Source organism: Aeromonas sp. QDB39, assembly GCF_027707585.1.
Taxonomy (GTDB): Bacteria; Pseudomonadota; Gammaproteobacteria; order Enterobacterales; family Aeromonadaceae; genus Aeromonas; species Aeromonas hydrophila.
In genome coordinates this window covers 1-11,025 of sequence record NZ_JAPCIV010000069.1, presented here as the reverse complement: position 1 = coordinate 11,025, position 11,025 = coordinate 1, and the positions used below count along the sequence as shown (strand labels likewise).

9 protein-coding genes are annotated in these 11,025 nt (G+C 61.3%); 4 read left to right on the top strand and 5 right to left on the bottom strand.

The annotated features are described in order from the left end of the window. Positions 1–234: 234 nt before the first annotated feature. Positions 235–1,431, top strand: a complete 1,197-nt coding sequence (locus PG899_RS23035; RefSeq protein WP_270697747.1) for an NnrS family protein — start codon at positions 235–237, stop codon at positions 1,429–1,431. Here PG899_RS23035 and PG899_RS23030 read toward each other — a convergent pair. Further along, positions 1,383–2,009, bottom strand: coding sequence for a helix-turn-helix domain-containing protein (locus PG899_RS23030; protein WP_190283809.1), 627 nt, complete (start codon positions 2,007–2,009; stop codon positions 1,383–1,385). The genes PG899_RS23035 and PG899_RS23030 overlap by 49 nt on opposite strands. Positions 2,010–2,130: 121 nt before the next feature. Between PG899_RS23030 and PG899_RS23025 the strand changes: the two genes are divergently transcribed. Then, entirely contained in the window at positions 2,131–3,282 is a 1,152-nt protein-coding gene (locus tag PG899_RS23025) for a benzoate/H(+) symporter BenE family transporter (protein ID WP_043160263.1), read from the top strand. Positions 3,283–3,432: 150 nt separating this feature from the next. After that, complete coding sequence (locus tag PG899_RS23020; protein WP_077097363.1) at positions 3,433–4,497, top strand: DUF3103 family protein; 1,065 nt, start codon at positions 3,433–3,435, stop codon at positions 4,495–4,497. A gap of 62 nt (positions 4,498–4,559) precedes the next feature. On the opposite strand, the gene metF is transcribed toward PG899_RS23020, so the two are convergent. Next, entirely contained in the window at positions 4,560–5,456 is an 897-nt protein-coding gene (gene metF / locus PG899_RS23015; RefSeq protein ID WP_077097361.1) for a methylenetetrahydrofolate reductase, read from the bottom strand. A 328-nt stretch (positions 5,457–5,784) separates the two neighbouring features. Between metF and PG899_RS23010 the strand changes: the two genes are divergently transcribed. After that, a complete protein-coding gene (locus PG899_RS23010) occupies positions 5,785–6,576 on the top strand; it encodes a GNAT family N-acetyltransferase (RefSeq protein ID WP_077097360.1) in 792 nt (263 codons plus the stop codon). A gap of 63 nt (positions 6,577–6,639) precedes the next feature. Here PG899_RS23010 and PG899_RS23005 read toward each other — a convergent pair whose 3' ends face one another. The 3 genes from PG899_RS23005 to PG899_RS22995 all read right to left on the bottom strand — a co-directional run bounded on the left by PG899_RS23005 (position 6,640) and on the right by PG899_RS22995 (position 10,943). After that, positions 6,640–8,124 (bottom strand): ABC transporter substrate-binding protein, encoded by a 1,485-nt coding sequence (locus PG899_RS23005; RefSeq protein WP_077097358.1) that lies wholly within the window; start codon positions 8,122–8,124, stop codon positions 6,640–6,642. 8 nt (positions 8,125–8,132) lie between these two features. Beyond that, a complete protein-coding gene (locus tag PG899_RS23000; RefSeq protein WP_077097356.1) occupies positions 8,133–10,112 on the bottom strand; it encodes a HAMP domain-containing methyl-accepting chemotaxis protein in 1,980 nt (659 codons plus the stop codon). A 219-nt stretch (positions 10,113–10,331) separates the two neighbouring features. Next, positions 10,332–10,943, bottom strand: a complete 612-nt coding sequence (locus tag PG899_RS22995; protein WP_011707635.1) for an OmpW family outer membrane protein — start codon at positions 10,941–10,943, stop codon at positions 10,332–10,334. Positions 10,944–11,025 lie beyond the last annotated feature (82 nt).

The following is an 11,025-nucleotide window of genomic DNA, read 5'->3' as shown; positions in this document are numbered from 1 at the left end:
AAGCTGGCTCATCAGGTTGGCGTGTTCTGCCGTGCTGGTAGGGGCGCATTATAGGGAGCCGCGCCGCGATGACAAGGGCTTTTTCACCGAAAAGAACCGTTCGCTCAGATATGCAGCAAAGCGGTTCTATTTCGCTCGCATCACCACCATTTTGGGCTTTCATTGGATTTAAATTGAACATTTGAAAAGCCACTTTATAATTAGCTTTTCAAATGTTCAATTTAGGTTTCATTCATGCACCAGATCCTGGATAGCCGCAAAGAGGAGAAAATCGTTCCTCTGTTCCGCCTCGGGTTTCGGCCTTTCTTCCTGTTCGGCGCCTTGTTCTCGGCATTGGCGATGCTGGGCTGGCTGGGGCAGCTCAATGGCTGGTTCGTTTTGCCGGGGATTGGCAACCCCATCTGGTGGCATGCCCATGAGATGTTGTTTGGGTTCGGAGCCGCGATCGTCGCGGGGTTCCTGCTGACGGCAGTGCAAAACTGGACCGCTCACCCCGGGGTGAGAAGCTGGCCCCTGGTTTTGGTCGTCGTGCTGTGGGCATTGCCAAGGACCTTGCTGCCCTGGCTGGGCGAGCACAATACCCTGCTGATGGCGGCAGATCTGCTCTGGCTGCCTCTTTGCGCCTGGTATCTGGCCAAACCCATAGTGCTGACTAAACAATGGCGCAACCTCTTCTTTGTGCCTTTGCTGGTCGTGCTGACCCTGCTCAACGCCGCCAGCTGGCTGTGGCAGGCACAGTGGGCAGATATGGAACATCTGCTCATTACCACTGTACTCTTGTTTACGACTCTGATCGCCGTGATGGGAGGGCGAGTCATCCCCTTCTTTACCGCCAGAGCCACCGGGATGGAAAAAGCCGTCCCTATTCTCTGGCTGGAGCGGGCTGCCCTTGCCACGCTGTGGCTCACCCTGGTGAGCTGGCTGCTGCTGCCCACCCCATGGGCCACCAGCCTCTACCTGCTTCCTCTATATATAGTGGCGGCTGTTTTGCACTTGTGGCGCCAATTGCGCTGGCGACTGCCTTCCACTCTTGGCCAACCCCTCTTGTGGTCGCTGCACCTCGCCTACCTGTTTATTCCTCTCGGCCTGCTCGCCCTTGGTGCTCCGGCTGCCGGCCTGCCCATCAGCCTGTCGCTGGCCAGCCACCTGCTCAGTGCCGGCTGCATGGGGACCATGATCCTGGGGATGATAGCCCGGGTCTCCCTTGGTCACAGTGGCCGGGCCTTGCAGGTGGGGCGCAGGATCCAGTGCGCATTCGCGCTGGTGATCATGGCGGCCCTGATTAGGGTTCTGATCCCGCTGCTTTGGCCGGCCTATACCCTGCACGGCTGGAACCTGAGCGGCCTGGCCTGGAGCCTGGCGTATGGTCTGTTTGTCTGGGTCTATGCTCCCATATTGACCAGCCCCCGAGCTGATGGGCGTCCAGGCTGACCCGGGGGGCAAGCTCTGCTGGCCGGATAGTGGATCAGATTGTGGAAGATGGCAGGGGCCACACCCAGATTGCGATAGCCATGGGGGCGGTCGGCCGGGAAACGCACCGCCTCCCCCTGCGTCAAGGAGCGCCACTCCCCTTCCACCAGCACTTCCATCAGGCCGCTGATGACGATGACATGTTCGGTCACCCCGGGTTCATGGGGTTCTGATTCTCGCTGATAACCGGGCAACAGAGTCAGCTCAAACAGTTCGAATCCAAAGCGCCCCTCATAAGGGAAGAGAGGGGCGACCTGCATACCCTCTCCCGCCGGCTGCTGGCGAATCGCATCTGCGGTGCGATAGAGCACTTCCCCCTGCTCTGCCGGGGTCGGCTCGATGAAGCTGGAGAAAGAGACCCGAAAGCCGGTGGCAATCTTCCACAGGGTGGCCACCGTCGGGCTCGACTCTCCCCGCTCAATCTGGCCCAGCATGGCCTTGCTCACTCCCGTCTCCCGCGCCGCTACATCCAGGCTCCAGCCCAGTTCGCTGCGCAAGCCCTTCAGACGTTGGGCCAGATGCTGATTCATCTCTTGCATGACTGCCTCTTTATTGTGCTTGCTTGAATCGCCTTGTGCGCTATAGCGCACAACGATATAGTCTGAAGCAATATTGTACGTAATAACGCACAAACCGTCACAACCCCACAAGGACGTCACCATGCCCTTTGCCCTTCCTCATCTGGCCGCCGGCTTCATCGCCGTGATGGTCGGCTATACCAGTTCGGTCATCCTGATCATTCAGGCAGCCACGGCAGCGGGGGCCGATGCAGCCCAGCTCGCGTCCTGGCTATGGACGCTGGGTATCGGTATGGGTATCAGCTGCATCGGCCTCTCCCTCTATTACCGCATCCCCGTCTTGACCGCCTGGTCGACTCCGGGTGCCGCCCTGCTCATCACCAGCCTGGGTAACTTCACCCTGGCCGAGGCCATCGGCGCCTTCGTTATCTCTTCTCTGCTGATCACCCTGTGCGGCATCAGCGGCTGGTTCGATCGGCTGATGCGTCATATCCCAGCCCAACTGGCGGCGGCCATGCTGGCCGGGGTATTGCTCAAGTTCGGGCTGGATCTGTTCAAGGTCGCCCCGGCAGATCCTATGCTGCTCGGCAGCCTGCTGCTGGCATTCCTGCTCGGCCGCCATCTCTGGCCACGCTATACCATGGTGCTGGTACTGGCGACCGGCATTTTCATCTGTCTGCTGAGAGGCCAGCTGCAGCTTGACACTATCCACTGGCAACTGGCCGGCCCGGTCATGACCTGGCCAGAGTTTTCCCTTGGTGCCCTGTTCGGCATTGCCTTGCCACTGTTCATCGTCACCATGACCTCCCAGAACATGCCGGGCATTACCATTTTGCGGGCCCACGGCTATCAGCCCGCCACCTCATCCCTCATCACCTGGACCGGCCTCACCGGTCTGCTGCTGGCGCCCTTCGGCGGCTATGCCTTCAACCTGGCGGCCATCACTGCGGCTATCTGCATGGGGAAAGAGGTGGATCCGGACGCCAACCGGCGCTGGCCCGCGGCAGTGTGGGCCGGCGGCTTCTACCTGCTGACCGGCGGTTTCGGAGCCACGGTGGCGGCGCTGTTCACGGCCTTCCCGGCGACACTGGTGACCTGTGTCGCCGGGCTGGCGCTGCTCGGCACCATCGGCAGCAGCCTGCATACAGCATTGCAGCACGACGATGCCCGTGAGGCCGCCCTGCTGACCTTCATCATCACCGCCTCCGGCATCAGCCTGCTCGGTATCGGTGCCGCCTGCTGGGGACTGCTCGTCGGCATCATCCTGTATCAAGTCAACCAGCGGAGAAACTGACCTGACCATCTGGGGAGCCCCCCGTGAGACACCGCACATAATTCAGAAAAATTGGTTCACAGCTGAAACTAATTGCCATTAAGTGGTGTCGAGGCACTTCTTCTTCCCCGATGCGTGCCTCATGTCAGACTCATAAACTGGAGAATAATAATGAGGAATCAGGCTGTCATTTTGTTACTGGCACTGCTGGGCGCCACCACCGCCCACGCTGCCGACACCGATCGGGAGCTGGCTCGCCAGCTCGCACTGCAGCAGAAGAACCTGCTGCCGCTGCTCAGCAATCAGGAGTACCAGAGCCCGCTGCCCAACTTGTTGCAAAAAGCTAGTCCGCGCCTGAAACGCCAGGCGCGGGATGCCAACCAGGCAGCCATCAGCCGGCAAGGGCTGGACGGCGAGGTCAAGGAGCTGATGCAGCTGCGACTGGCCAACCCGGAACAGGCCGCCGCACTGCAGCAGGGTGTCGAGCCGCTGGTCGCCTATGTGCCAAGCGGAGATGAGAAGAGCTGGAGCACCATCGAAGCCTTCGACAGCGCCGGCAACCCCGTCTATCTGGATGTGGACAAGGCACCGGCCCGTCCGGTCCTGGTCGTGGAGGCCGATCCCGTCAAGGCCAAGAACGCCGGCCTCAAGGTGATCCGCAAGGCGCTGGCTGCCGCCGACATGCAGGTGGCTCCCCGTGCGGCTGCCAGCACGGCACCGCTCAAGACCAGCATCCTGAAGAAAATTCGGTTGAAGGATGATCAGGAGCCCTGGCTGTTGGGTGCGGCCGAGGTGTATGCGGTGGTCGCAGGGGTCAATCCCAGCCGGGATGAGCCCGTGGTCGACATCGTCGACATGCCCTATCTCGACTATGACAACACCGACTACACCCCCAACCAGATCCTGGTCTACTGGGATCGCTATCGCTGGGGTGCCGTCGACATCGTCATGATGGAGCAGGACGACAACGTCAACTACAAGGAGTTGAGCGGCCTGTTCATCGATGCCCTCAAGCTGGCCTTCACGGCTGGCGGCGTGCCCGAGGCACTGCCCTTCCTCGATCTCGGCGGTCGCATCGTCAAGGCGCTGCCCGACTCCTGGATGACCAACAACGATGACTATCTGGATACCTTCTACACCCTGGAGCAGGACCAGAGCTATCACCAGTATCCTGGCGCCGCCGGCAATGCGGTGATCGATCTCGAACCCAAAGAGATCGCCCCCACCAGGCCCTGATTGGTCGCCATGACAAAAAAGCCAATGAGCGACTCATTGGCTTTTTTTGTGCCCGCGATCCGTTACGGCTGGCCTTTCGGCCTCACCCCCAGGGTGTGGCAGATGGCGTAGGTCAGCTCGGAACGGTTCAGGGTATAGAAGTGGAAATCCTTCACCCCTTCCTGACTCAGCACCCGCACCTGATCGATGGCGATGCTGGCACCCACCATGTTGCGGGTCATCTGATCGTCATCCAGCCCCTCGAAACGCTGATGCATCCAGCGCGGGATCTTCACGTTGGTGAAGCCGGCAAACTTGGCCAGGGTCTGGTAGTTGGAAACCGGCAGGATCCCCGGCACGATTTCGGCATCGATGCCGATGGCGGCGCAGCGATCCCGAAAGCGCAGGTAGGTCTCGACGTCAAAGAAGAACTGGGTGATGGCGCGGTTGGCACCGGCATCAATCTTGCGTTTGAGGTTGAGCAGATCCGACTGTGCGCTGCGCGCTTCCGGGTGCCCTTCCGGGTAGGCGGCCACCGAAATATCGAAGTCCGCTTCGGCCTTGAGCAGGGCCACCAGATCGGTGGCATACATCTCCGGCCTCTCCAGCCCCTGGGGCAGGTCACCGCGCAGCGCCACGATATGGCGGATGCCGCTGTTCCAGTAATCGCGGGCAATGGTGCGCAGCTCGTCGCGGCTGGCGTCGATACAGGTCAGGTGCGGGGCGGCGATCAGACCGGTCCGCTCCTTGATGTCCTTGATCACCTTGTGTGTGCGATCCCGGGTACCGGAGTTGGCGCCATAGGTCACTGATACAAACTTGGGCTCCAGTACTTTCAGGCGCTCGATGGATTGCCACAGGGTATTTTCCATCCCTTCGCTGTTGGGCGGAAAAAACTCGAAACTGACCGATATGTCGCCACTCAAATCTGCCAGACTCTGGTTGAGTGCCTCAACCTGACGTGCGCTGTGAAATCCCATCTGCTCTCTCCCTGCCCTGCAATCCATTTCTCTACGTCAAAACGGATGTTTGGACGTCTAAACGTCTTTCTATCTTTATGAGAAAATGGCACAAAGTCAACACTGTTTTACAGCGAGAGGAAGGCCGCCGATTTTTATTTGGCAATAAAGCCAAAGTAACGATTGGCACCCCATCCCAAAATCCGGCGACTCGCGTTATGATGAACGCAGATCGTCCTGGACGTTCTGAATCTGCGTGTGATTGTTTGGCCGGAGGTTTCTCCGGCCCCTTTTCAACCTCTTCCCCTTCCTGCCGATAACCAATTGAACCATTCGCAGGAGCATCATCATGGACACCCACCCCGGCTTTGCCACCGACTTGCTGTTCGATCGCTATCAAGGCAACGTGGTCGACCATGAGCAGTTCTGGGCCGTGCGCACTCCCGATGCTCCCGATTACTACTTCGGCAACTATCTGCTGCTCCCCTTTCCCCCCAGCGATCACGACAAGGGCTGGCTCGAGGCCAGTTTCGACAAGCTGATCGGGCAGGATCCCCGGGTCAGACACCGCACCTTCCAGTGGCCTCTCGCGGCAGGCCAGAACAGCCGGGTCGCCGGCTTCGTGGCGGCGGGATACCAGTACATGGAGTGCGTGGTGCTGGCACTGGAGGCCATCGACTGGCAACCGCCAGTCGCGACGGTGGCTGCGCGCCCCTTTACCCCGGCCGACTGGGACGAGTGGCTGGCCTTTGAACTGGAGGAGCGGGATCCCGGTCACTCGGAGCAGAGCTACCTGCCCTATCTGCAGTCACGCCGCCAGTTGTACGAGGCGATGATCGGGGACGGGCTGGGTCAGTGGTGGGGGATCTGGCAGCAGGAGCAACTGGTCGCCAGTTGCGGCCTCTTCTTCACCGATACTCTGGGCCGCTTCCAGCTGGTGCGCACAAGGCAGGCATGGCGCAATCAGGGGTTGTGCCGTCAGCTGCTGAGCCAGGTTGCCAGGCACGGGCTGACGCGGGTCGACCGGCTCATCATAGTGGCCGACGAGCACTATCACGCCCAGCGCGTCTATCGCTCGCTCGGGTTCGCTCCGGTGGCCCGCATCGGCAGCCTCTGCCGCTGGCCCCACCCGATGCAGTGACGTCGCTGACTGACAGCAAAGAAAACGGGAGGCTGATGCCTCCCGTTGTTTATCTGCCGGCAGCTATTGCTGCGGTGTTTCCAGCTCGTTGGAGAGCGCCTGCTCCACCTCGGCCGACGGAGCCGGCAACGGCGCGGCCGCGGCAGATGCCGCTGCGGCAGGCGTTGCTGACGGCGCCGGGGTGGCAGGTGCCTCTGTCACCGCCGGCGTCGCGGCGGATGCAGCGGCAGGAGGCTCGGTGGTCGCAGCGGCGGCCGAGACTGCGGGCGCGGCGGCCGGGACGTCACACTGGCAATCGGCTCCCTTCACCTTGTTGCCCTGATGAGGCGGATACCAGCCCTTCAGGCCCTGCTCCAGCCGATCGGCTGCCGCCTTGGGCTCCATCTTGCCAAGCAGCACGGCCTGACTCACCTCCGCCAGCTCGTCCCCCAGCTTGGGCGTACCGCGAGAGAGGATCTGGGTGGCCACCCGGATGGTGGAGTCGCACTGATCCCGCCACTCCATCATCTCCTTCGCCGCCGGGTTGGTGACCTCGAAGAAGTGGTTGGAGAGGGAGAAGAAGCCGGGCAGCGAGTTGGTATAGAGCTCGGCGAACTGGGGCGTGGTCAGCCACTGCAGGAAGGCCATGGCCGCCTCCTTGTTCTTGCTGGCCGGGTTCATGCCCATACCGATGTCGGTGTGATCGGTAAAGAAGCAGCCATCGCCCTGTTTTGCCACGGGCGGGCGCATCACGCCAAAGTCCACCTTGCCGGTGAAAGGAGCGATCTCCCAGGAACCCGCCACGTAGAAGGCGGCCTTGCCCGAGGTAAACAGCTCGTTGGTCGCAGCATAGTCGCGACTCTCGCCGCCTTCGCCGAGGTAGGGACGCCAGCGGGCCAGCTCCTCGAACACCTTGACGTAGGGCGGGTTGTCAAAGCGCTCCTGCCCCCCGATCAACGCCAGTCGACCATCCTCCCCCTTCCAGTAGTTGGGGCCTATGTTCTGGAAGCCGAGCTCGGAGGATACCCAGCTTTCCGAGCCGCTCATGGCGAGCGGCACATAGCGGCCATCGGCCTTCACCTTGTCGAGCGCCGCGAAGAAGGCGTCCCGGGTTTGCGGCACGCTCAGCCCCAGCTCACTGAAAATCTTCTTGTTGTAGAAGAAGCCGTGAATCACCGAGGCCATGGGAACGCAGAAGGTCTGGGCGCCGGAGTCAGTCTGCCAGGGGGACTGGGCAAAACTTGGGAAGTTCTCCATCCCCGACATCTCTGTCAGCTCTGCCAGGTGGCCCGCCTTGAACAGGGCCAGAGAATCGTCGAACGGCCGGCAGGTGATGAGATCCCCCGCCTTGCCCCCCTTCAGGCTGGCCCACAGGGTCGGCATGTAGTCGACGTTCTGCACCCCGTTGAACTTCACCTGGATGCCCGGGTGGGAGGCCTCGAAGGCAGGAATGATCTTCTGCTCCCACAAGGCCTTGTCATCAATCCGCCAGCTCTCGATCACCAGCTCGCTGGCCATCAGCTGACCACACAACAGGAGACTCAGGGCCCCGATCCACTTGTTAGACATAAGCCCTCCTAAACCTTGAAATGTGCGATCAATTGCTGCTGCTTGGCGACCAGATCCGCCAGCACTTCACTGCTGCCGGCCGACTCCCGCGCTTCCCGTTCGGTCTCGTAGGCCACCTCGGCGATGCCGGAGATATGGCGGGCCACCCCCTGGCTGACCGAGATCTGCTCCTGGGCGGCGTGCGCCACCTGATCCGCCATCGCCTTGATGGCGCTCATCCGGTCGGCGATGGATTGCAGGGCCGCATCCATCTCCCGGGTCTGCTCGACACAGTTGTGGGTCTGCTCCTGACTGCGCCCCATCACCTCCACCACCAGCTTGCTCGAGCTCTGCAGATTCTCGATCATCGCCTGGATCTCTTCGGTCGAGGTCTGGGTCCGGTTGGCCAGTGCCCGCACCTCGTCTGCCACCACGGCGAAGCCACGGCCGGCATCGCCGGCCCGCGCCGCCTCGATAGCGGCGTTCAGCGCCAGCAGGTTGGTCTGCTCGGCGATGCTGCGGATCACGTCGAGGATGCTGCCGATGTTGTTGCTGAACTCACCTAGCTTGTAGGTGATGCCAACGGCTTCTTCCATGGCGCCTGCCAGCTGCTCCGTGATGCGACGGGTGGTCGCCACTTTCTGGCGACCGCTGCGGGCTTCATCATCGGCCAGATCCACTTCCCGTTTGGTGCCATCGGTGGAGCGGGCGACCTCGGTGGCACTCACCTCCAGCTCGGTGATCGCGGCAGCCACCTGATCGGTCTGGCTCTTCTGATCCTGTACCCGGGACACGGCCCTTTCGCTTATCTCGGCGGCGCGGCTCGCCTCCTCCACCAGATGGCGGGAACCGGCATTGATCTGGGAGAGCAGCTCGCCGGTTTTGCCGGCCAGGGTATCGATGGAGCGGGAGAGCGCGCCGAATTCGCAGCTGCTGCGATAGTTGATGCGGCGGGTCATGTCCCCGGCCGCCATGTAGTCCAGCTCCTTGTTGATCATCTGCAGCGGACGCTGAATGCTTCGCGCAGTGGTATAGCCGATGATGAGGGCGGCGGCGGCCGAGATGGCGGCTACCACCAGGATCCAGAAGCTGGCGCTGCTGACCGCATCATCCGCCGTGGTGCGGCTCTGGCTGGCAATCGAGCCGGCCGACTGTCCCATCTCGTCGAGCAGGCCCAGGCAGTTGATCAGGCTGGCGTCGAGTTGCTGATTGAGGGTCTGCAGCGAGGCAGCCAGCTGCTGGGCATTGCGCATGGTCGCCAGCAGCCCCTGCTGGCCAAGTGCCAGCTCCTGCATCCGGTCGAGGTTGGAGACGAAGCGCTGCTTCACGTCATCCGGCACCAGCACCCGATCGAGCCGTTTGCGGGCCATCTCGATGTCCTTGCTCAGCACCTTCTCCAGCTCGTTGAGATCGGTCTTGGCATCGGCCCGGCGAATGTTCTTCAGATCCCGCGCGATGCCCGAAGTGATCAGTTCAGCCTTGTTGCGCATGGAGCGTTTGCTGGCGGTCTGCTGCAGCAGCAGATCGGCAGCCCACTGGTAGGTGTCTTCCAGCCGGATAAAGGCAATCTCCAGCTTGTGGCGCTGATCCTGGGCATTGACCCACTGGCTGTGCTGGGAGAGTACCTGTTCAGCCAGGCCGTAGAACTGCTTGGTAGCGGTATCGACCTGCTGAAAACGAGAGCCGGCCTCGGCCACCCCGCTAAACTTGTCCATCTCCTGGCTCAGCTGACTGAAACGCGCCTGCTGCTCCTTGAACTGGCTGGCCAGCTGCGGCAGCTGGCTTGCATCCTCGTTGGTCCGGTAGACCAGCACCCAGCGGTTGCTGTCCTGCAGGGCGCCTTTCAGGCCGGCCACCGCAATCACCAACGGGGTTGCCCGGTCGGAGACCTGTGACAAGCCGTCGTTGATGCCCCTGATCTTCAGGGTGCTGATCACACCCAGCAGGATCAACAGCAGCAGCATCAACACAAATCCGGCGATGATCCGCTGCACAATAGATAAACCCATGGAGACATCCTCACTCGTGGGGGAAAGGTAACGTGAACATAGACACTATCGGCACAAGGGGCGAATTATAGAGGGGAGACCGAGGGTATTTTATTGATCTATATGGGGTTGGATCACAGTTGACGGGGGACGCTTTGCGCGTAAAAGGGCCCGGACTGTGCCGGGCCAAAGAGACATGCTAGCTGTAACGGCCCGTGGGGGGGCCAACCCTGTGTCCTATCAGAAGCGATAGCCGACACCAAACATGAAGGCCATGGGATCGATGGAGGTGTTGATGGTACCCACGGCGGTGTGTACGTCGGTATCGATATCCATGATCCAGGCGGAGGCGTTGACGAACCAGCGATCATTGATCGCCATGTCCAGACCGACCTGACCGGCCATGCCCCAGGAGGAGTCCACGCTCACGTCGGTGCCATCCAGCGCGCCGCGGCCCTGCTCATCGAAGAAGGTGGTGTAGTTGATACCGGCACCGATATAGGGGCGTACCTTGCTGTTGGCATCACCGAAGTAGTACTGCGCCATCAGGGTAGGCGGCAGGTGCTTGACCTTGGCCACTTCACCCAGACCGGCGGTGGATACCGAGTGGGAGAAGGGTGTGGCTGCCAGCAGCTCGACACCCCAGTTGTCAGTGATCAGATAAGAGAGCGTCAGACCCAGCTGCATATTGCTGTCGATTTCCAGCTCGCCGGTACCCAGCACGTTGTCACTGCTCGTTTGCGGAGAAACAAAGGCCAGGCCGCCGCGCACCAGAATATCACCAGCCTGGTGGGCCATGGCGACGGGAGAAGCGAGCGCGGCCGCGATCATCAGAGGAAGGATCTTTTTCATCACGTTCGCGAATTCAGATAATAACTGCAACACCCATGGTGCATAGGAGAGAAGAGGCCAACTGCCGGTTCTGGTACGCTTC